The organism is Cupriavidus basilensis (genome assembly GCF_000876015.1).
In the GTDB taxonomy this organism is placed as follows: Bacteria; Pseudomonadota; Gammaproteobacteria; order Burkholderiales; family Burkholderiaceae; genus Cupriavidus; species Cupriavidus basilensis_B.
This window is the reverse complement of the sequence record NZ_BBQM01000016.1, coordinates 289853-310228: the sequence shown is the minus strand read 5'-3', so window position 1 is coordinate 310228 and position 20376 is coordinate 289853. Positions and strand designations below refer to the sequence as shown.

Annotated in this window: 23 protein-coding genes; 11 read left to right on the top strand and 12 right to left on the bottom strand. The window is 69.3% G+C overall.

What is annotated here, in order from left to right:
• Window positions 1–6: 6 nt before the first annotated feature.
• From KF708C_RS17685 to KF708C_RS17645, 9 genes are all read right to left on the bottom strand, one after another.
• The gene (locus tag KF708C_RS17685; protein WP_059412788.1) at window positions 7–906 is read right to left on the bottom strand and encodes a 2-hydroxy-3-oxopropionate reductase; all 900 of its coding nucleotides are present in this window, start codon (window positions 904–906) and stop codon (window positions 7–9) included.
• Window positions 903–1316 carry a RidA family protein gene (locus KF708C_RS17680; protein WP_029043312.1) on the bottom strand — a complete coding sequence of 138 codons (414 nt, stop codon included), beginning with the start codon at window positions 1314–1316 and terminating at the stop codon, window positions 903–905. The genes KF708C_RS17685 and KF708C_RS17680 overlap by 4 nt, the downstream gene beginning before the upstream one ends.
• 61 nt (window positions 1317–1377) lie before the next feature.
• A complete protein-coding gene (locus KF708C_RS17675; protein ID WP_231586525.1) occupies window positions 1378–2364 on the bottom strand; it encodes a D-2-hydroxyacid dehydrogenase in 987 nt (328 codons plus the stop codon).
• A gap of 9 nt (window positions 2365–2373) precedes the next feature.
• Window positions 2374–2877 (bottom strand): aromatic-ring-hydroxylating dioxygenase subunit beta, encoded by a 504-nt coding sequence (locus KF708C_RS17670; RefSeq protein ID WP_052165795.1) that lies wholly within the window; start codon window positions 2875–2877, stop codon window positions 2374–2376.
• Window positions 2870–4114 (bottom strand): aromatic ring-hydroxylating dioxygenase subunit alpha, encoded by a 1245-nt coding sequence (locus tag KF708C_RS17665; RefSeq protein ID WP_059412786.1) that lies wholly within the window; start codon window positions 4112–4114, stop codon window positions 2870–2872. The genes KF708C_RS17670 and KF708C_RS17665 overlap by 8 nt, the downstream gene beginning before the upstream one ends.
• The gene (locus KF708C_RS17660; RefSeq protein WP_059412785.1) at window positions 4111–5106 is read right to left on the bottom strand and encodes an ABC transporter substrate-binding protein; all 996 of its coding nucleotides are present in this window, start codon (window positions 5104–5106) and stop codon (window positions 4111–4113) included. The genes KF708C_RS17665 and KF708C_RS17660 overlap by 4 nt, the downstream gene beginning before the upstream one ends.
• A 55-nt stretch (window positions 5107–5161) precedes the next feature.
• Entirely contained in the window at window positions 5162–5977 is an 816-nt protein-coding gene (locus KF708C_RS17655) for an ABC transporter permease (protein ID WP_020201656.1), read from the bottom strand.
• Between the two features lie 10 nt (window positions 5978–5987).
• Window positions 5988–6797, bottom strand: a complete 810-nt coding sequence (locus tag KF708C_RS17650) for an ABC transporter ATP-binding protein (protein WP_082079626.1) — start codon at window positions 6795–6797, stop codon at window positions 5988–5990.
• Window positions 6794–7549: a GntR family transcriptional regulator gene (locus tag KF708C_RS17645; RefSeq protein WP_231586524.1), complete on the bottom strand. Its 756-nt coding sequence runs from the start codon at window positions 7547–7549 to the stop codon at window positions 6794–6796. Before KF708C_RS17645 ends, KF708C_RS17650 begins: the two co-directional genes overlap by 4 nt.
• Window positions 7550–7846: 297 nt before the next feature.
• Here KF708C_RS17645 and KF708C_RS17640 point away from each other — a divergent pair, with 297 nt between their 5' ends.
• A complete protein-coding gene (locus KF708C_RS17640) occupies window positions 7847–8497 on the top strand; it encodes a TetR/AcrR family transcriptional regulator (protein WP_059412784.1) in 651 nt (216 codons plus the stop codon).
• A gap of 133 nt (window positions 8498–8630) precedes the next feature.
• The gene (locus KF708C_RS17635) at window positions 8631–9677 is read left to right on the top strand and encodes an aldo/keto reductase (protein WP_020201652.1); all 1047 of its coding nucleotides are present in this window, start codon (window positions 8631–8633) and stop codon (window positions 9675–9677) included.
• A gap of 92 nt (window positions 9678–9769) precedes the next feature.
• On the opposite strand, the gene KF708C_RS17630 is transcribed toward KF708C_RS17635, so the two are convergent.
• A complete protein-coding gene (locus KF708C_RS17630; protein WP_059412783.1) occupies window positions 9770–10384 on the bottom strand; it encodes a TetR/AcrR family transcriptional regulator in 615 nt (204 codons plus the stop codon).
• A 187-nt stretch (window positions 10385–10571) separates the two neighbouring features.
• On the opposite strand from KF708C_RS17630, the gene KF708C_RS17625 reads away from it, so the two are divergent.
• Window positions 10572–11864, top strand: coding sequence for an NADH:flavin oxidoreductase/NADH oxidase family protein (locus tag KF708C_RS17625; protein WP_059412782.1), 1293 nt, complete (start codon window positions 10572–10574; stop codon window positions 11862–11864).
• Window positions 11861–12760, top strand: coding sequence for an NAD-dependent epimerase/dehydratase family protein (locus KF708C_RS17620; RefSeq protein WP_059412781.1), 900 nt, complete (start codon window positions 11861–11863; stop codon window positions 12758–12760). Before KF708C_RS17625 ends, KF708C_RS17620 begins: the two co-directional genes overlap by 4 nt.
• Before the next feature lie 35 nt (window positions 12761–12795).
• On the opposite strand, the gene KF708C_RS17615 is transcribed toward KF708C_RS17620, so the two are convergent.
• Together KF708C_RS17615 and KF708C_RS17610 are read right to left on the bottom strand one after the other, a co-directional pair.
• Entirely contained in the window at window positions 12796–13203 is a 408-nt protein-coding gene (locus KF708C_RS17615; RefSeq protein ID WP_020201648.1) for a hypothetical protein, read from the bottom strand.
• A 57-nt stretch (window positions 13204–13260) separates the two neighbouring features.
• The gene (locus KF708C_RS17610; protein ID WP_059412780.1) at window positions 13261–14214 is read right to left on the bottom strand and encodes a LysR family transcriptional regulator; all 954 of its coding nucleotides are present in this window, start codon (window positions 14212–14214) and stop codon (window positions 13261–13263) included.
• Between the two features lie 163 nt (window positions 14215–14377).
• Between KF708C_RS17610 and KF708C_RS17605 the strand changes: the two genes are divergently transcribed.
• The 7 genes from KF708C_RS17605 (at window position 14378) to ldcA (ending at window position 20216) form a co-directional block, all read left to right on the top strand.
• Window positions 14378–15367 (top strand): aldo/keto reductase, encoded by a 990-nt coding sequence (locus KF708C_RS17605; RefSeq protein ID WP_059412779.1) that lies wholly within the window; start codon window positions 14378–14380, stop codon window positions 15365–15367.
• Between the two features lie 129 nt (window positions 15368–15496).
• A complete protein-coding gene (locus KF708C_RS17600) occupies window positions 15497–16003 on the top strand; it encodes a DUF1993 domain-containing protein (RefSeq protein ID WP_029043308.1) in 507 nt (168 codons plus the stop codon).
• 61 nt (window positions 16004–16064) lie between these two features.
• Entirely contained in the window at window positions 16065–17030 is a 966-nt protein-coding gene (locus KF708C_RS17595; RefSeq protein ID WP_059412778.1) for a LysR substrate-binding domain-containing protein, read from the top strand.
• Window positions 17031–17264: 234 nt separating this feature from the next.
• Window positions 17265–17912, top strand: a complete 648-nt coding sequence (queE, locus tag KF708C_RS17590; RefSeq protein WP_059412777.1) for a 7-carboxy-7-deazaguanine synthase — start codon at window positions 17265–17267, stop codon at window positions 17910–17912.
• A gap of 76 nt (window positions 17913–17988) precedes the next feature.
• Entirely contained in the window at window positions 17989–18465 is a 477-nt protein-coding gene (gene queD, locus KF708C_RS17585) for a 6-carboxytetrahydropterin synthase QueD (protein ID WP_020201641.1), read from the top strand.
• Between the two features lie 15 nt (window positions 18466–18480).
• Window positions 18481–19224 carry a tRNA adenosine(34) deaminase TadA gene (tadA, locus tag KF708C_RS17580; RefSeq protein ID WP_370552845.1) on the top strand — a complete coding sequence of 248 codons (744 nt, stop codon included), beginning with the start codon at window positions 18481–18483 and terminating at the stop codon, window positions 19222–19224.
• A gap of 8 nt (window positions 19225–19232) precedes the next feature.
• A complete protein-coding gene (ldcA, locus tag KF708C_RS17575; protein WP_020201639.1) occupies window positions 19233–20216 on the top strand; it encodes a muramoyltetrapeptide carboxypeptidase in 984 nt (327 codons plus the stop codon).
• Window positions 20217–20376 lie beyond the last annotated feature (160 nt).

Sequence of the window (20376 nt, the reverse complement as noted above, 5' to 3'; positions counted from 1 at the left end):
CGATTGCTAGGCCGCCCGCGGGAGGGACCGCTGCGAGAGAAGCTCCACGGCCTGCACCAGCGCGGCGTGGTCCTGGTCGCCCAGGCCGAGCGCCTTGGCCGTGGACATGAGCTGCATCACGCCGGCGGTCTGGGGCAATGCCACGCCGAGGCCGCGGGCGGCCTCCAGGGCGATGGAGAGGTCCTTGCGGTGCAGGTCGATGCGAAAGCCCGGATCGAAGGCGCGGCTGACCATGCGCTCGCCGTGCACCTCCAGCACGCGCGAGGCGGCAAAGCCGCCCAGCAGCGCCTGGCGCACCGTCGCCGGGTCGGCGCCGGCGCCGGCCGCGAAGACCAGCGCTTCGGCGACGGCGGCGATGTTCAGCGCCACGATCATCTGGTTCGCGGCCTTGCAGACCTGCCCGGCGCCGGGGCCGCCCACGAGGTTGATGTTCTTGCCCATGCGCTCGAACAAGGGCCTGGCGCGCGCGAACGCCGCGGGCGATCCGCCCACCATGAAGGTCAGGCTGGCCGCCTTTGCGCCGACCTCGCCGCCCGAGACCGGCGCATCGAGATAGTCGCAGCCGAGCGCCTGCACCGCTTCGGCGAAGCGCCGCGTCGCCACCGGCGAGATGGTGCTCATGTCGATCACGAGCTTGCCGGGCGCCAGTCCCGCCGCCACGCCGCGCTCGCCCCACAGCACGGCCTCCACGTCGGGCGTGTCGGGCAGCATCAGCAGCACGATGTCGGACTGCCGCGCGACCGCCTCGCTGGAGTCGCAGGGGGCAAGGCCGTCCGCCAGCAGGGCCGCCGGCAGGCCCTTCCTGCCATATGCGCACAGCGGGTATCCGGCGCGCAGGAGGTGGCCGGCCATCGGCGCGCCCATCACGCCCAGGCCGATGAAGCCGAGCCGCGGCGTGGCCGTCATGCCTGGCCTCCCGCGCCGGGGCGGCGCGCGACCATGTCGATCTCGATGAGCGCGTCCTTGGCCAGTCCCGTCACGCCCACGCAGGTGCGGGCGGGGCGCCTGCCGGCGGGGAAGTAGGAGGCATAGACCGCGTTCATGCGGTCGTAGTCGCGCTGGAATTCCGTGAGGTACACCCGGACCTGCAGCACGTGTTCGAGGCCGAGTCCGCAACCTTCCAGCACGGTCGCGAGATTCTTCATGACCTGGTGCGTCTGCGCCTCGATGCCGTCGGGATAGCCGGATTCCAGCCCCGTGCCGAGAAACGGCATCTGGCCGGTGACGAGGACCCAGCCGTCCGACTCGACGGCGTGGCTGAACGGCGCCACGGGATCGGGGGCGCCGGCGAGCATGTGAAAAACGGGTGCGTTCATGTCTGTGTCTACCTGGAGTATTCGGTGAAATATTCGGTGGGCGGGCGGGATGCCTGCCTGTTCAGTAGCCTTGCGCGCGGTCGACCTGGTTGCGCAGCGCTTCGCCTGCCCGCAGGCGGCGGAAGTTGTCGAACCACAGGTCGAGGACGCGCTGGCCGTAGTCAGGGGCATCGCAGGTGATGTGCGGCGTCACCACGAGCCGGGGCACGTCCCAGTACGCGGATTCGGGCGGCAGCGGCTCGTTGTCGAAGACGTCCAGCACCGCGCCGCCCAGCAGGCCGTCGCGCAGGCGCTGCGCCAGCGCCGGGTAGTCCACCAGCGCGGCCCGGGCCATGTTCACGATGCCGGCATGGGGCGGCAGCAGCGCCAGCCGCGCCGCGCTCATCAGGTTGCGCGTCTCTTCGGTCAGCGGCGCCGTCACCACGACGAAGTCCGCCGTGGGCAGCAGCGCGTCCAGCCTCGCGGTGGGCGCGACGGGAATGCCGGGCGCTTCCGCCTTGGGCGTTCCGCTGCGCGTGACCGCCGTCACCGCCAGCCCCAGGTTCTGCGCCGCCAGGCCCACGGCCTGGCCGATGTCGCCGAAGCCGATCAGCACGAGCCGCTTGCCGCGGATCGGCCCGGTCATGAGGCTGTGCCAGGCGCGCGCGCGCTGGTTCGCCATGACTTCGGGCATGCGCGCGTTGAGCATCAGCAGGGCCATCAGGGCGGACTCGCCGGCTTTGTCACTGTGGATGCCGCTGCTGTTGGTCAGCGCGAGGTCCGGCCGGAAGTCGGAGATCGGCATCAGGTGGTCCACGCCGGCGCCCGTCGTATGGATCCAGCGCAGCCGCGGCGCCGCATTGACGGCCTTCCGGTCGAAGCCGGAGGCGATCAGCGCATCCGCCGAGGACAAATGCTCGTGGAGCCGCTCGCCGTCCCAGCTGAACGAGACGTCGACCAGCGCGGCCAGTTCGGGATGCCGCGCGGCAGCCTTGGCCCACGCGGCCGCGTCCAGGTGGAAAGCCGGCGGCTTGGCGCGCTTGCTGTCGAGGTGCAATCGAAACGTCACGTGCGCCCCTCAGATCGGAAGGGCGACCAGCGTGTCGAAGCGCGCCGAATCGGCCACCACGACGCGCGAGCGCAGCAGCGCCTGGCCGCCCTCGAAAACCAGATGGTCGACATAGCGGCCGGCGCTGAACACGGTCATGTCGCCATCCACATCGGTCCGCACGACGAGGTAGCTGGTCTCGCAGCGGACTTCCTCGCCGCCCAGGCTCAGCACCTCGGTGGCGCCGGTCATGTGCCGGTAGACGTGCGGCTCGTAGATGTTCACGCCGCGGATCGCCTGGACGCGGTCTTCGAGCATGCCGCGGTTGTTGCAGTACCAGACGCCGAAGTCGCGTCCCGCCTCGTAGTCGGTCCGCGTCGTGATGCGGTAGACGCCATCCTCGGTAAACAGCGTTGGCCAGACTTCGTACTCGCCGTTGTCGATGGCCGATGCGTAGCGCGCCATCAGCCGGTCGATGCTCGTTTTCGTGGCCGTCGGCAATTCCAGCGCCGGATCCCTGGTGATGCTAGACATTCATCAACTCCCGATAGAACTCCCAGAAACCGCGCACCGAGGTCTCGGTCGCGCGCGTGGGCATGGAACCCGTGCCCTTGCCCCCCATCTCGATCACCGCCGATTCGTCCTCGGAGCCCTTGATCCCCTTCTCGACGAGGTAGCCGATCATGCCGTCCTCCATCGACACCAGCCCGGCCGGCCCGACGAGGTTGTTCTGCTTGCGGCGCACCTGCGTCTGCTCGGGCGTGTCTTCCTCGAAGCCGATCTGGGTCCAGACCAGCTCGCACTTGTCCGGGCCGAGCGGGATGCACTGGCGCACGCCCAGCGCGTTCATGATCTGGTGCAGCACGAAGCCGGGGAAGAGGCTCTGGATTGCGTTGGTGATGTTGTCCGGGTATTCCATCCACTGGTCGATCAGCGACGGGTCCCGCAGCCCGACGTCGTCCTTCATCGCGCGCAGGATGCCCGAGTCGTAGGCCTGGTGGCCCACGTCGGTGAAGCGCTTGGTGAAGCTGATGTGGTGGCGGCTGTGATCGTCCTGGATGGTGCCGCCTTCGGCGGACAGCCGGTTGATCTTGAAGGTGGCGAAGAACGCATGCAGCAGGCTGGGGTGGTAGTTGTCGCGGCTGTTCTCGATGTACAGCTTCCAGTTGTTGTGCATGATCTGGCTGCTGCGCCCGAGGATCTTGACCTTCCCGTACAGCGTGCGCTCGATGTGGGCCACCATCTCCGGCCCGAGATAGGTGCGCAGGTCCGCGACGGTGTCGCTGAAGGTGCCGAACACCAGCCCGCGGATGGTTTCCACGCGCAGCGCCTTGAGGCCGTGGTTCTTTTTGTCGAAGTCCTCCGGCATGCCGCCGCCGCCGGCGATGCCGTGCTCGAAGGCGACGCCGGTCAGTCGGCCGTTGAGGTCATAGACCCAGTTGTGGTACGGGCACACCAGGTTCGGGCGCTTGCGGTTGCCGCGCGCTTCGTGGCACAGCACGGAGCCCTTGTGGATGCACTTGTTGACCAGGGACTTGATCGCGCCGTCCGGGCTGCGGATGACCACGACGGACGAATGGCCCACCTTGGTGGTGACGTAGTCGCCCACGTTGGGGATGTCGGCCTCGAGGCAGAGGAAGTTCCACACCGGCCCGCGGAAGATGGCCTGCTGCTCCTTCATGTAGGTGTCCTGGTCCGAATAGATGCGGTACGGCACGCGTGTCGCGCCCGCTTCGGGCCATCGGATGGTTTGCTCTTGAACAGTGCTCATTTCAGTGCCTTTGCATCGTTGTAGGGTCGGGCCAGGAAGATGTCGGCGGGCATGTTGCCCTTGAGGATGCCTTCGGCCTTGAAGATGTCGAAGGTCCGCTTGAGGGTGTCGATGTCGGCCGGCTCCAGGGACACCGCGTTCATGCCCAGCCACCGGTCGGCATACATCCTGGCGCCCGATTCCGGCAGGTTGCCGGCCTTCTTGAGGATCTCGACGACGGCTGCGCCGTTCTTGGCGCCGAAGTTCAGCGTGTCGCGCATGGCGGCCACGGCCCGGGCCGCGCCGTCCGGGTACTTCTTCATCCAGTCGTCGCGCATGATGGCCACCCCGATGTACGGCAGCGACTTGGACTTCGTCATGGTCTGCCACTCGTCGCGGAACGTGGCGAGCGTGCGCAGCTTGCCCACGTCATGCCCCAGCTGGGCGATGGTGGTGGAGCGCAGCGCCGCGGCGTCGACGTCCTTTTGCAGCACGAATTGCACGAGGCGCGATTCGTTGCCGGGCACGAAGCTGTAGTCCTTGGGGGACAGGCCGTGATTGGCCTGCAGCGTGGCCGTGCCGACCGAGGTCGTGGCGCTGCCGGTCGGCGCCATGCCGATCTTCTTGCCCTTGAGATCGGCCATTGTCTTGATGGGCGAGTCGGCCGGCACGACGAACTCGGCCTCGACGATCTGCGTGGCCAGGATGATCTTCACCGGCACGCCCTGGTCGCCCAGGCTGAAGGCGCCGGCCAGGCTGGCGCCGAAGGCCAGGTCGATGGTGTTGGCCGCGATCGCCTTGGTGGGACCGTTGACGTCGGGGAAGTAGACGAACTCCGGTTCGAAGCCGCGCGCCTGCAACTGTTTCTGCGCTTCCATCACGGCGCCGAAGCCGAGGCTGACGCCGCTGGTCCAGTAGCCGACGCGGATCGGCGTGGCGGCCGACGCGCCGGCCGCCGACATGGCCAGACCGAGCGCGCAGGCACTCATGCGGATGAGTTGGGAGAATTTCATGCGGAACTCCATTGGGGGCGGTGGGGGGAGGGGGACGGTACGGCGATGCGTCTGTTCAGACGTCTTTTTTCCAGCGGAAGAGATGGCGCTCCAGCGGTTTGAGCAGGCCCAGTTCGATGACCAGCATCATCGCCACCAGGGTGAAGGTCCAGGCGAAGACCTGATCGGTCAGCACGAGGTCGGCGGCCTGCCGCAGGCGATAGCCGATCCCGCTGGTGGAGCCGATCGTCTCGGCCACCAGGCTGACCCGCCAGCCGAAGCCGAAGGCCAGCCGCGCGCCGGCGAAGAAGTGGGGCAGCACGGTGGGCAGGTAGACCTTCCAGAGCACCTGGCGGCCCGACATGCGGAAGGCGCGGGCCAGCTCCACGAAGTCCGCGTTCACGGTGCGCGTGCCCTGCCAGACGTTGGTCAGGATCAGCGGCATGGCGGTCATGAACACGACGAAGATGGTCGTCATGTTGGAGATGCCGAACCAGATCAGCGCGAAGATCGCCCAGATGGCCGACGACACGGTGTTGACCACCGCCAGGATGGGCTCGAAGAAATCGGCGAGCCGCTTGTTGGCGCCCAGCACGATGCCCAGCGGCACGCCGACGACCACGGCCATCAGGAAGCCGGAGACGACGCGGCCGAAGGTCATGCGGATGTCGGTGAAGAAGCTGCCGTTGTCGATCATGGTCCGCATGGCGTCCAGCGTGCGCTGGGGGCTCGGGAAGACGTAGGCGGGCGCCTTGAGCGAGGCGACCCACCAGCCGGCGAGCAGCAGCAGCGCGAGCGCGAGGCGCTGGGTGGCGAGGCCGGCGGACGGCCGCGCCTTCGCGGGGGCTTCGGCGATATCGGAGGGAGGGGAGTTGGACGCGGTGGTGGACATGGCGGGGGCCTCAGAGCAGTTGGCGCAGTTCACGAACCTTGTCCACGAACGGTTGGCCGAGATAGTTGCGGGGGCGCGGGATGTCGATGTCGACGATCTCCTTGACGCGCCCGGGGCGCGGGGACAGCACGACCACCCTGTCGGCCAGCACCACGGCTTCTTCCACGTCGTGCGTGACGAACACGACCGTCAGGTGCTTGAGCCGGTGGATGCGCAGGATTTCCTCGTGCATCTGTGTGCGGATGGAGGGGTCGAGCTTCGAGAACGGCTCGTCCATCAGCAGGATCTTCGGCTCGCCGATCAGGCTGCGCGCCAGCGCCACGCGGCTGCGCATGCCGCCGGAGAGTTGGTGCGGATAGGCGTCGGCGAACGCCTGCAGCCCGACCAGCTCGAGCAGCGCGCCCGCCCGCTCGCGGCGCTCGCGCTTGGGCATGGACCCGGCTTCGAGGCCGAAGGCGACGTTGTCGATCGTCGTGCGCCACGGCAGCAGGCGGTCTTCCTGGAACATGTAGGTGACCTTGCTCCAGTCATCGAAGTCCTTGCCCACCTTGCCGTCGTAGGTGATGCTGCCGCGGTCGGCCTTGATCAGGCCCGAGACGATGTTCAGCAAGGTGCTCTTGCCGCAGCCGGAGGTGCCCACCAGGGCCACCACGGAGCCGCGCGGCACCTCGAAGCTGATGTCCTTGAGCACGGTCAGCCCGTTGGGCTCGTGGGTGTCGAACCACTTGCTCACGTTCTCGACGCGCACCGCGACATCCGCCTGCTTCGACGGCTCGCAGGCCTGCGTCTTCGCCGCGGCCATCGCGATCACCGCGTTCATTGCCCGCCCCCGAGATGCACGTTGGCCAGCGACATGGACTCGCTCTGCGCGCGGATGCTCTTCATGACCTTGTCCAGCGTCATGTCGCGGAAGGTCTGGATATGCCGCTTGACGATCCGCTCGGCGGCGGTGCCATCGCCGCGTTCGAGCGCGGCGATCAGCTCCATGTGGTCGTGGTCGATCTCGGCGCTGCCGCCCTGCCGGCCGAAGCCGAGCGCCACCAGGCGCTTCATCTCGTCGAGCAGGACGGAGATGTTCTGCGCCAGCCGGCCGTTGCCGGATGCCGTGGCGATTGCCAGGTGGAACTCGCGGTTGGCGTCGAGGAAGAAGCCCATGCGGTTTCCGGCATCGCGCGAAGCCGTGTTGTTGCGCGCCGAGCCCTCGATCTGCCGGAGCAGCCGGATGTCCGCCTTGCCCGCGGCCAGCTTGGCGGCGGCCGACTCCAGCAGCAGGCGCATGGCGAACAGTTCCTCGACGTCCTTGAGCGTGATCGGCGTGACGATGTAGCCGTGGCGCGGCACGGAGCGCACGAACCCCTCCTGGACCAGCCGGGCCAGCGCGAGGCGGCAGGTGGCCCGGCCGACCTTGTACTTCTCCATCAGGGAGGCTTCGGTCAGCGAACTGCCCATCGCCAGCTTGCACGAGAGGATTTCCTGCCGCAGGCTGTGATAGGTCGATTCGCCGAGCGAGGGGTGAACGGATACCAGTTGTCCCGACTGTCCATCTCTGTCTGAATCGCTCTTCGTGGTCACTGTGAGCACCTCAAAATGTATTGGTGATAGGTTCACCAGAAGATCAAGCATGATCTGTGCCAGTGTTGACCAAAGGCAAAACACGGAGAAGTCCCCTGGTGTAGGAGGGGCAAGGCGCGAAATCCCGTGCATGCCGGCCCGCCTCGCACCATGACGATGCGGGGGCGTGCCCGCGCGCGCACTGGAATGGGTAGGCCGTGCTGCGCGGCGATCCGGTGGCGGGGCCGCGACGCAGCCTTGTTGCAGATAGATGGTGATCGCCATATAATTGGCCGCATCGCTCAACCGGAGAACCCCATGAGAGTCAGCCGTGCCCAGGCGGAAGAGAACCGGCGCACCGTCATCGAGGCGGCCGGGCGGCTGTTCCGCGAACATGGTTTCGATGGCGTGGGCCTGAACGACCTGATGGGGGCCGCGGGCCTGACCCAGGGGGGCTTCTACAAGCAGTTCCGGTCGAAGGACGATCTCGCGGCGCAGGCCTGCGACCGCGCGATGGCCGACAGCGCCCGGGAATGGGCGCACACGGTGGAAAGCGGCGGCGACGAGGCGCTGGCCAGGCTGGTCGGCAAGTACCTGTCGTGCGGCCACCGCGACCATATCGGCGAGGGCTGCGCGTTCGCGGCGCTCGGCCCCGATGCCGCCCGGCACAGCCCGGAACTGGTCCGCAGTTTCGAGGCGGGCCTCAGGTCGCATCTCGAGATCCTCGGCCACGCCATGCGCGCCGCGCCTGCTCCCGCGGACCAAGGGCAGGGCGATCCCGTCGTCGTGCTCTCGACGATGGTGGGCGCGCTGCTCTTGTCCCGCATCGTCGAGGACGAGGCCCTTTCCCGGCGAATACTCGACTCCGCGGTCGGCAGCGTGCTCGGCCGCGAGGGCGCGGCCAGCCACGCCAGCCACGCCAGCCACGCCAGCCACGCCGGCCACGCCGGCGAGCCGCCGGACTCATAAGCGTCCGGCCGCTGTCATCACCATCGTTGTTCCAGGCAGTGCGTTACGCGGTAACGCCGCTGCGTCCTTGTTCGCCTTGTTCTTGTCCGCCTTCACGTCGGACTCGACGTTTCACATCAATGGAGATGGATCCATGCGCTACAAACTCTTCGGCAAACACAGCGGCCTGCGGGTCTCCGAGCTGGTGCTGGGAACCGGGAATTTCGGGACCAGATGGGGTCATGGCACCGAACCCGGCGAGGCACGCCGCATCTTCGATGCCTACGCGGACGCGGGCGGCAATTTCATCGACACGGCCAACAGCTACCAGTTCGGCCAGTCCGAGGAAATCCTGGGCGAGCTGCTGGCCGGACGGCGCGACGATTTCGTGCTGGCGACGAAGTTCACGCTGGGGACCGATCCCAAGGCCGGCCTCTTTACCACCGGCAACAGCCGCAAGGCGATGATCGCGTCGGTCGAGATGAGCCTGAAGCGGCTCAAGACCGACCGGATCGACCTTTACTGGGCCCACATGGCCGATGGCGTGACCCCGATCGAGGAAATCGTGCGGGGCTTCGACGATCTCGCGCGGGCCGGCAAGATCCTCTACGCGGGTCTTTCGGACTTTCCGGCGTGGCGGGTGGCGCGGGCCGCGACCATCGCCGAGCTGCGCGGCGCGGTGCCCATCGCCGGTCTCCAGGTCGAGCACAGCCTGGTCGAGCGCACCACCGAGCAGGAGCTCCTGCCGGCCGGCGAAGCGCTCGGCCTTGGCGTGGTGGCCTGGTCGCCGCTCGGCGGCGGCATGCTGACCGGCAAGTACCGGCAGGGCGAGAAGGGCCGCGCCGAAGGCTTCGGCGGCAAGGTATTCCAGCCGGAGAATTCGCCGCAGCGCACCGCGATTCTCGACACGCTGATCGCGGTCGCCCAGGAGGCCGGCGTCACGCCCGGCGAGATTGCCATCGCCTGGGTCGCGGCCAAGGGCTCGCTGCCGATCATCGGGCCGCGCACGCTGGCCCATCTGGAGAACAATCTCGCCGCGGCAAAGGTGGCGCTGTCGCCCGCGCAGATCGCGCGGCTCGACGCGGTGAGCGCGATCCCGGCGGTCTTCCCGTACTCGGTCATCAACGATCCGGGAACGCGGCAAGGCTTCGCCGGCGGAAAGTCAGATCGGTTCGATTTCCCGGCCGGACCCGTGGTCTGATCCTGGCCGCGCGTTGCCTGGCGCGCGTGGCTGCATGGCTGCGCACGCCTGACGAACTTCCCCCTGGATAGCCTCCGTCCTCCGGAGCGCCGTCAGAAATACCCGGCCCGCAGCAGCGCGAGCATGTCCCGGGCCGCGCCTTTCACCCGCGCCGCGATGTCGTCCTCCGACGGCTGGCGAATCCCCAGCAGCACGTCGTCGAACAGCCCCGCCTTCAACAGTCCGGCGAAGGCCTGGGCGGCGGCGCGCTGGTCGCCGACGCGCCAGCCTTCGCGCGCGCTCCACAGGTCCAGGTAGCCGGCGAACCTGGCGTCCCGCACGCCCGCCGTCTGCTCGAGGTAGCGCTGTCCCAGCTCGGGAAAGCGGTGCGCATCGCGCACCACGACCCGGTAGAGCGCCAGCTGCTCCGGCGACAGGACATGGCGCAGGTATTCCTCGCCGGCCAGCGGCAGCGCCTCGGCGGGCGCGGCGGCATACCAGGCCGGCGGCGCCTCGTCATGTCCGGCGTGGGCCGTGCCCGGCATCTTGCCGCACGCCGCCTGCATCACGGCGCTGAACAGGTCGTCCTTGCTTTCGAAGTGCCGGTACAGGGTCTTGATCGACACGCCGGCGTCGGCGGCGATGCGGTTGACCGACGCCTGCGCGTAGCCCGCTTCCAGGAATGCCTTGAGCGCGGCCCCGACGATGAGGGCCTGCTTGCGTGCCATCAGCGCCGCTTTCGGATTGTCCGTTGACCAGGTTTTTGCCATGTGCCTCCCTGTTGCCTCTTGACAGTTTATACGACAGCGATCATTGTCGTATATACGACAGCGATTGCTGTCGAATTGAGGCGGCTGCTGCCGTTCACGCCGCTTTCTCCGTTATCGCCACCGCTCTCGCCACTTCGTACACGCCATGACGATTTCTCTCGACCAGTCGCTTGACCTGCCCTGCGGCGCCACGCTCGCCAACCGTCTTGCCAAGGCGGCGATGAGCGAAGGGCTCGCCGATGCCGCCAACCATGCCACGCCGCGGCTGGAGGCGCTGTACCGCCGCTGGGCGGGCTCGGGCGCGGCCCTCTTGCTGACCGGCAACATCCAGGTCGACCGCTGGCACCTGGAGCGCCCGAACAACATCGTGATCGACGACGGCGGCGGGCGCCGCCAGCTTGCCGCGCTCGCGCGGGCGGGCACGGCGCGGGGCGCGCATTTCTGGGCGCAGCTCAGCCATACCGGGCGCCAGGTCAGCAGCCACATCAATCCCGCGCCGCTGTCGTGCTCGGACGTGGAGATCGACGTGATCCGCAGCGCCGGCTTCAGCTTCGCCAGGCCCAGGCCGATGACCGAGGCGGAGATCGCCCACGCCATCGGCCAGTTCGCCTTCGCCGCGAAGGCGGTGAAGGACGCCGGCTTCACCGGCCTGTCGCTCCATGCCGCGCACGGCTACCTGATTTCGCAGTTCCTCAGCCCGCTGTCCAACCGCCGCGGCGATGGCTGGGGCGGCAGCCTCGAGAACCGCGCGCGCTTCCTGGTCGAGGTGATCGCCGCCGTGCGCGGCGCGGTCGGGCCGCGCTTTCCGGTCGGCATCAAGCTCAATGCCTCGGACTTCCAGCGCGGCGGCTTTACCCATGCCGAATGCGTCGAGCTGGTGAAACGGCTTGACGATACCGGCCTCGACCTGCTGGAACTGTCGGGCGGGTCGCTGGAGCAGCCCAAGGTGGTCGGCGTCGCGGTGAAGGACGAGGGCGAGGACGGCCCCCGCGCCGGCAGCGCCGCGCGCGAAGCGTATTTCGTGGCGTTCGCGGGCGCGGTGCGCAAGGTCGCCAGGATGCCGGTGATGGTCACTGGCGGCTTCCGCGGCGCCGCGGCGATGCGGGAGGCCCTGGCAGCGGGCGACCTCGACGTGGTCGGCCTCGGCCGCCCGCTGATCGCCGATCCCGAGGCGCCGCGGCGCCTGCTCGCCGGCGAGATCGACCGGCTGGCGGCGCCGGAAGCCGCGCTGAACCTGTTCCATATCCTGCCGTGGAACAACATGCAGCTCGAGCGGCTCGGCGATGGCCTCGATCCCGACCTCCTGATGACCGGCGAGGCCGCCGCGGCCGCGTTCGCCGAGCTGGAAGGCCGGAACATGGCGGCACTGCTGGAGCATCGCCGGCGCCTGGCGGGCGCGAATTCCTCCCAACCCTCTGCAAGCGGAGCAGCAGCATGAAGATCTTCATTACCGGCGCAGCCGGCTACATCGGCGGCTCGGTCGCCGCCAAGCTCGTGGCCGCGGGCCATGACGTGACGGGCCTGGCGAGGTCGGCGGAACAGGTTCCGCTGCTGGAAGCGCGCGGCATCCGCGCGGTGGCCGGCACGCTGGACGACGCCGAGGTGCTCGCCGCGGCCGCCCGCGCCGCCGATGCCGTGATCCACGCGGCGAACGCCGACCACGCCGGCGCGCTGCTGACCCTGGCCGCGGCGCTGGAGCGCAGCGGCAAGCTGCTGATCCACACCACCGGCTCGGCCATCGTCGCGGACCATGCCGACGGCGCCTGTGCCGCGCAGACGCCGCTCACCGAGGACGACGCCTTCGAGCCGGTTCCCTACCGGCGCCCGCGCGTCGACATGAACCGCTACGTGCGCCAGGCGGCGATCGAGAAGGGCATCCGCTCCGTGGTCATCTGCCCGGGCATGGTCTACGGCGCCGGGCGCGGCATCCAGGCCGACAGCGACCAGATTCCGAAGCTGGTCGCGCTGTCCCGGCAGGCCGGCGCGGGCGTCTATTTCGGCCAGGGCCTCAACCGCTATTCGAACGTCCACATCGACGACCTCGTGGATCTTTACCTGCTGGCAATGGAAAAGGCGCCGGGCGGGTCCTTCTTCTTTGCCGAGAACGGCCACGCCGCCTTCAACGAGATCGCCGCGCTGATCAGCGACCATCTCGGCTTCGGCGGCAAGACCATCGGCCTGCCCATCGAGCACGTGATCCGCGAGTACGGCGAGGCCGGCCGCCTGGGCGTCGGCTCGAACAGTTTCGTGCGCGCCGCCAATGCGCGGCGCCTGGGCTGGTCGCCGCGGGCGCCTTCGCTGGCGGCATGGTTCCGGGCGCTGCCGGCGGCCTGACGGCGCGGCCGCGCCGGTGAAATGGGGCGCGCGGGCTACTCCCGCGTGCCGCCCAGCAGGTCGTGCGCGTCGAGAATCGCATACGCGATCTCGGGCCTGGCATCCAGGCAGCGGCGGATGGCCGCGGGAATGGCCTGCCGGGTCTTGCGGCACAAGCCGGGCTGGTCTTCCACCCGGATGCTGATCCCGCGCGTGGTGCGCACTTCGTGGATGCTGGGCGTGATGGTGACGACGATGCCCAGCAGCGCCCGCATGCGCTCTTCCATCTTGCGCAGGTCGGCAAGGCTGGCGAGGCTTTCCAGGCGCGCCACCAGCCTTTTTTCTTCTTCCTGCGTGAGCTGCAGGATGCGGATGTCGGCGCGCGGGTCGCTCAGCAGCGCCTCGCGATTGCAGTTGCAGGCGCCAGGCGGGCATTCCTTGCGAATCGGAAACGGGGCGTTCATGTGGTCGTCGGGGCGGCGCGTGCCTCAGCCGGGGGGGCGGTAGCCGCCTATCTTAAATCAGGATGCCGGCAGGGCCTCGGCCCGTTCGGCGGCGCCGGGCTCCCGCTCCGGCGCCGCCGCGCCGCGGCCGACCAGCAGTTCCAGGAAGGCGCCCGGCGCCGCATCGAGGCCGTGGCCGTCCGTCTTGCCGTGCTCGGTGTAGGCCACCACCAGTTCCCAGCAGATCTCGGGCGCCGCGAGGGGGACGAAGGACAGCGTCGCGCCGCGCGCCTCGGCCACCGCCTGCGGCACCAGCGCCACGCCGAGCCCGCGCGCCACCAGCGCCAGCAGGGTGTCGAGATCGCTGACCTCGAAGGCGATGCGCCGCTCCACGCCGGCTTCGCCGAAGCCGCGGTCGGCCAGCCGGCGCGTGCCGTGCGCCGGCTCGAAGTCGACGAAGGGCTCGCCGGCGAGCGTGGCCAGCGAGACTTCCTCCATGCCCGCCAGCCGGTGGCCGCGCGCGCACGCGAGCACCAGGCTTTCGCAGGCGATCTGCGTGGTCGCGAGCTGGGCCGGCGGCTCGCCGATCGGCAGGATGGCGAAGTCGAGCTTGCCGGCGCGCACCTTGTCCATCAGGTGCGAGGCGCTGCCCTGGCACAGGTGGACCTCGATGTCCGGGTACTGGCCGTGAAAGCGCGCCAGCAGCGCCGGCAGGTCGACGAAGGCGGGCAGGCTCTGGACCGTGCCGATGCTGAGCTTGCCGCGCCGCAGCGCCGCGATGTCGGCGACCATCTCGCGGCCCTGGCGGATCGCGTCGAGCGCTTCCCTGGTCTTGCCGAGGAAGGCGCGCCCGGCGGCGGTCAGGCGCACGTGGCGCGTGGTGCGGGCGAACAGTTTCGCGTCCAGTTCGTCCTCGAGCGAGCGGACCGAGGTCGACAGCGCCGACTGCACGATGTTCATGCGCTGCGCGGCGACGGTGAAGCTGCCTTCCTCGGCGACCGCCACGAAATGCCGCAACTGTCTAAGCTCCATGCGTTTCCTTGCTTTCCAGTGATTTATCTCCGTATGGGATAAATCGAATCTCTATCTTCTATTGGAAAGATAAGCGCGCAGCGGGCATATTGCAACGGTGCGGCGGGTTTGCCCCTTGACCGAAGGGGCGGCCGGCTCGCAGCCACACTTGACGGAGTCATGCATGGAACAGATTGAAATCGGCAGCTCGGGCATCCGGGCCTCGCGCATCGGCCTCGGCACCTGGGCCATCGGCGGCTGGATGTGGGGCGGCATCGACGAGCGCGAGGCCATCGCGACGATCCAGCGCGCGGTGGAGCTGGGCGTGACGCTGATCGATACCGCGCCGGTCTACGGCTTCGGCCGCTCGGAAGAGATCGTCGGCAAGGCGCTGAAGGAGGCCGGCCTGCGCGGCAAGGTGCAGATCGCCACCAAGGCCGGGCTCGACTGGAAGGACGGCAAGGTCTTTCGCGATTCGCGCGCCGCGCGCCTGCGCACGGAGGTCGAGGACTCGCTGCGCCGGCTGCAGACCGACGTGCTCGACGTCTACCAGATCCACTGGCCCGACCTCGAAACCCCGCTCGAGGAAACCGCGCGCGTGCTGGAAGACCTGCGCCGCGAGGGCAAGATCCGCGCGATCGGCGTGAGCAACTTCTCGCCGGCGCAGATGGACGCGTTCCGCGCCGTCGCCACGCTGGACGCCGTGCAGCCGCCGTACAACCTGTTCGAGCGCGACATCGAGGCCGACGTGCTGCCCTACGCCGCGCGGACCGGGCTGACGGTGCTGAGCTACGGCGCGATCTGCCGCGGCCTGCTGTCGGGCAGGATCGACGCGTCGACCACGTATGAAGGCGACGACCTGCGCAAGATCGACCCTAAGTTCTCGGGCGAGCGCTTCCAGGAATACCTGGCCGCGGTGCAGGCGCTCGAGGCGCTGGCGCGCGAGCGCTTCGGCAAGTCGGTGCTGGCGCTGGCGGTGCGCTGGGTGCTCGACAAGGGCCCGACCATCGCGCTGTGGGGCGCGCGCCGCCCGCAGCAGCTCGATCCGGTCGGCGAGATCCTTGGCTGGCACATCGACGCGCAGAGCATGGCCGACATCGACGCGATCCTGGCGCGCTGCGTCCGCGAGCCGATCGCGCCGACCTACATGGCGCCGCCGGTGAAGCGGCCCTGAGGCAGGGGAAGGCGCGGGAGCGGGGAGGGCGCCGGCGCGGCCCTGCGCAAAGCCGGCAAACGGTTTATGCTCGCGGTCGCGCGTCCGCCCCGGTGCGGGCGCCAGCCAACCCCAGCCAAGGACACCCCCATGTCACTTTCCATGTATGAAGCTTCGATCCCGGTATTCCTGCGGGCCTTCGGCAATCTGTCGGCCATCCTGGACAAGGGCGCCGCGTTCGCGCAGGCGCAGGGCATGGACCCGTCGGACCTGATCCAGACCCGCCTGGTGGCGGACATGGACCCGCTGCCGGCCCAGGTGCAGCGCGCCAGCGACAGCGCCAAGGGCTGCGCGGCGCGGCTGGCCGGCATCGAGATGCCGTCGTTCGCCGACAACGAGGCCACGTTCCCGGAACTGCAGGAGCGCATCGCCAGGACGGTCGCTTTCCTGAAGACCATCCAGCCGGCGCAGCTGGAAGGCAGCGACACCCGCATCGTCGAGCTCAAGCTGCGGCCCGAGCCGGTCAAGTTCGACGGCAAGTCCTACCTGCTGGGCTTCGCGCTGCCGAACTTCTTTTTCCACGTGACCACGGCCTACGACATCCTGCGCCACAAGGGCGTGCCGATCGGCAAGCGCGACTATCTCGGCCTGCCCTGAGCCGCCGGCATGGCCCGGACCCGAATACGGCGGCGCCGCTTCGGCGCGCTAGTATTCGGGAATGAAGATCACACTCGAAGAACTCCAGGCCTTCGCCACCGTGGTGGACAGCGGCTCCATCACCGCCGCCGCCGAGCAACTGGGGCAGACCGTGTCCGGCATCAGCCGGGCGCTCGGCCGCCTCGAGGACAAGGTCGGCACCACCTTGCTGCACCGGACCACGCGCCGGCTGGCGCTGAGCGAGGAGGGCGAGGCGCTGCTGGCCCACGCGCGCAGCATCCTGGCCTCGGTGGAGCTGGCCGAGGAGCAGATGGCGGTGCGCCGCGAGCGGCCCGCCGGGCGGCTGCGGGTGAACGCGGCGTCGCCGTTCATGCTCCACGTGGTGGTGCCGCTGGTGGGCGAGTTCCGCCGCGCCTACCCGGAGATCGAGCTGGAGCTCAACACCAACGACCAGATCATCGACCTGCTCGAGCACCGCACCGACGTGGCCATCCGCATTGGCACGCTGCGCGACTCCACGCTGCACGCGCGTCCGCTGGCCAGCAGCCGCGTGCGCGTGCTGGCCAGTCCGGCCTATCTCAAGGCGCGCGGGCGGCCCGAATCGGTGGACGACCTCGCCGGCCACAGCCTGATCGGCTTCAACCAGCCCGAGTCGCTCAACCGCTGGCCGCTGCGCGGCGCGATGGGCGAGGAAGTGCACGTCACGCCGCACCTGACCGCATCGAGCGGCGAGACCCTGCGCCAGCTCGCGCTCGCCGGCGAGGGGCTGGTCTGCCTGTCGGACTTCATGACCGAGGAGGACCGCCGGCGCGGCGACCTGGTGCAGGTGCTGATGCGCGACACCATCGAGGAGCGGCAGTCGATCAACGCGGTCTACTACCTCAATACGCAGCTGTCGGCGCGCATCGCCTGTTTCCTGGACTTCGTCGGCGCGCGGCTGCGGGTGGCGCAGTGGGCCAAGGTGCCGCCGGGAGCGCGCCGCGCGGCCGGCACGGCTGGAGCCGATCCGCTACCTGTGCGAAAATAGCGAGTTAGCCGCAGTAGCCTGGCCATTGGCCATCGATTCCGGGTGGCCGCCAGCTTGCCGGCCGCCCGCGCGGGATTGCCGTTCCGGCATCGCCGCCCGCCGGCCCGATCCGTCCGCCGGCTTTCCGCCGCCGCCCGTATCCGCAGCCACGCACGTCTGCCGCGAATGGCTGCCGCGCACCCGCAAAGACACACGACAGACTCACAACCGCCTTACCATCGCATCGCCATCAGCATGACTTACGCCGTCAAGGAAATCTTCTACACACTGCAGGGCGAAGGCGCCAACGCCGGCCGCGCCGCGGTGTTCTGCCGCTTCTCCGGATGCAACCTCTGGAGCGGGCGCGAAGAAGACCGGGCCGGCGCGGTCTGCCAGTTCTGCGACACCGATTTCGTCGGCACCGACGGCACCGAGGGCGGCAAGTACCGCACCGCCGAGGCGCTCGCCGACAAGGTCGCGGCGCACTGGCCGCGGGACGTGGAGGCCGGCGCCGCCGGCCGTCCGCTGGTGGTCTGCACCGGCGGCGAGCCGCTGCTGCAGCTCGACGCGCCGCTGATCGGCGCGCTGCACGCGCGCGGCTTCGAGATCGCCATCGAGACCAACGGCACGCTGCCGGTGCCGGACGGCGTGGACTGGGTCTGCGTCAGCCCCAAGACGGGCGCCGAGCTGGTGGTCACGCGCGGCGACGAGCTCAAGGTGGTGATCCCGCAGGACGGCCAGGATTTCGCCGCATACGAGCGGCTCGATTTCCGCCATTTCCTGGTGCAGGCGATGGACGGCCCGCTGGCGCGGCAGAATACCGCGCTGGCGGTGGCGTTCTGCCAGCGCCGCCCGCGCTGGCGCCTGTCGCTGCAGACCCACAAGCTGCTAGGTATCCGGTGATCCCGGCCAATCGTCCAGACCCTCGTCCCGAACGTTTCGTCCGCCCCGATCACCGCACCTGCACATACCGGCATCCATGAACAAGCAAGTCTCCATCACCCGCCGGCTGGAATTCGATTCCGGCCACCGCATTCCCAACCACGGCGGCCAGTGCCGCAACATCCACGGCCACCGCTATCGCTTGGACCTCACGCTGTCGGGCGAAGTGCTGCGCAGCGCGGGCGCCTCGGACGAAGGCATGATCCTGGACTTCGGCGACATCAAGGCGCTGGCCAACGCGCACCTGGTCGACAAGTGGGACCACGCCTTCCTGATCCATCGCGGCGATACCGCGCTGCTGAATTTCCTGCAGTCGATGGAAGGGCACAAGACGGTCGTGCTGGAAGCCGTTCCCACCGTGGAAAACCTGGCGCAGATCGCCTTCGACATCCTCGCGCCGGTGTTCAAGGACTGCTTCGGCCACCAGTTGCAGCTCACGCGCCTGGTGCTGTTCGAGACGCCGAACTGCTGGGCCGAGGTCAGCGCCGCGTTCAGCCTGCCCGCGCAGGACTGAGGCGCCGCGCCGCGCATGCCAGACCCGAAAGATCCGACCGACCCGACCGATCCGATGAACGCGCCGCTACCGCCCGCAGCCGGGCAGCCCGACCAAGCCGCCGATCCCGCCGCCGAGCGCGACCGCCGCTACATGCGGGCCGCGCTGGCCGAGGCGCGCCTGGCCGAGGCCGCCGGCGAGGTGCCGGTGGGCGCGGTGGTGGTGTGGAACGACGCCATCATCGCGCGCGGCCACAACCTGCCGATCCGCTCGGTCGATCCTTCGGCGCACGCCGAGATGCAGGCGCTGCGCGCCGCCGCGCAGGTGGTCGGCAACTACCGCATGCCGGAGTGCGAGTTGTACGTGACGCTGGAGCCGTGCGTGATGTGCAGCGGCGCGATTCTCCACGCGCGCATCCGCCACGTGGTGTTCGGCGCGGCCGACCCCAAGACCGGCGCGGCCGGCAGCGTGCTCGACCTGTTCGGGCAGGCGCAGCTGAACCACCAGACCACCATCGCCGGCGGCGTGCTGGCCGACGAATGCGGCGGCATGCTCAAGGCGTTCTTCGGGGCGAAGCGGCGCGCGCAGAAGGCGGCGCAGAAGGATGCGCAGCAGTCTGCCCAATCCACCGGACAACCGGCGCCACAACCGGAGCCACAACCGGAGCCACAGCCGGCGGCACAGGAGCCCGATGCCGCGCCCACGGCCTGCGCGCGCTGTGGTACAACCACCGGCGACAACCCAAGCCACCCCGACCCCAGCCCGGATCCAGACGCATGAGCCCGTCGATGCCGAACCCAGCGCAACCAGCCAACTCCGCCACGCCGCCGACCGAGGTCCGCCTGATCGCCTCGTCGGGGTATCCGCACGACGTCGCCATCGCCGCGCGCGGCTGCGCCTGGCTCCGGCAGCATGGCTTCCACGTCGGCAACCCGGACGTGCTGGCGCGCCGCTACCTGCGCTTCGGCGGCACCGACGACGAGCGCCTCGCGGACCTGCACGCCATCGGCACCGGCGCGCCGCGCGAGCTGACGCTGGCCGTGCGCGGCGGCTACGGCATCGCGCGGCTGCTGGAGCGCGTGGACTTCGCCCGCATCGCGGAGCAGGCGCGCGCCGCCGGCACGCCCATCGTCGGCCACAGCGACTTCACCGCGTTCCAGCTGGCCTACCTGGCGGCCACCGGCGGCGTGACCTTCGCCGGGCCGATGCTGCTGGCGGACTTCGGCACCGAGGTGGTCGACCCCTTCATGTGGGAACACTTCGCCGGCGTGATGCACGATGCGGCCTACACCATCGGCGTGGACGCGCCGCAGGCCGGCGGCCAGCCGTTCAGCGGCACCGTGTCCGGCACGCTGTGGGGCGGCAACATGGCCATGCTGTGCAGCCTGCTGGGCACGCGCTTCATGCCGGCCATCGAGGGCGGCATCCTGTTCCTGGAGGACGTCAACGAGCCGCCGTACCGCGTCGAGCGCATGCTGCTGCAGCTCGACCAGGCCGGCGTGCTGGGCGCGCAGCGCGCCATCGTGCTGGGCGACTTCTCCAGCTACCGCGTGACCGACTACGACAACGGCTACGACCTGCCCGCGGTGGTGGCCTACCTGCGCGAGCGCCTGGCGGTGCCGGTGCTGACCGGCCTGCCGTTCGGCCACTGCCCGCGCAAGCTGACGCTGCCGGTGGGCGGCCAGGCGCAGTTGAGCGCACGCGCGGACGGCTTCTCGCTGGCGCTGTCGGGTTATCCGGTGTTGAAAGCGGCCGCTTCCGCCCCTATCTGATGCCCATCGGCGGCTGATCGCTTCTTTCCCGGGCCTGCGGATGGTAAAATCGCGGGTTATTTCCCGGTCTCCGGCCGGGATTCTGTCGGGCTTCCCGGCCGCATGCCGGGACCGCGCACCGCGCCCTTCGCCGCGTGCGCGCGTTCCGCGGCATCGCCGC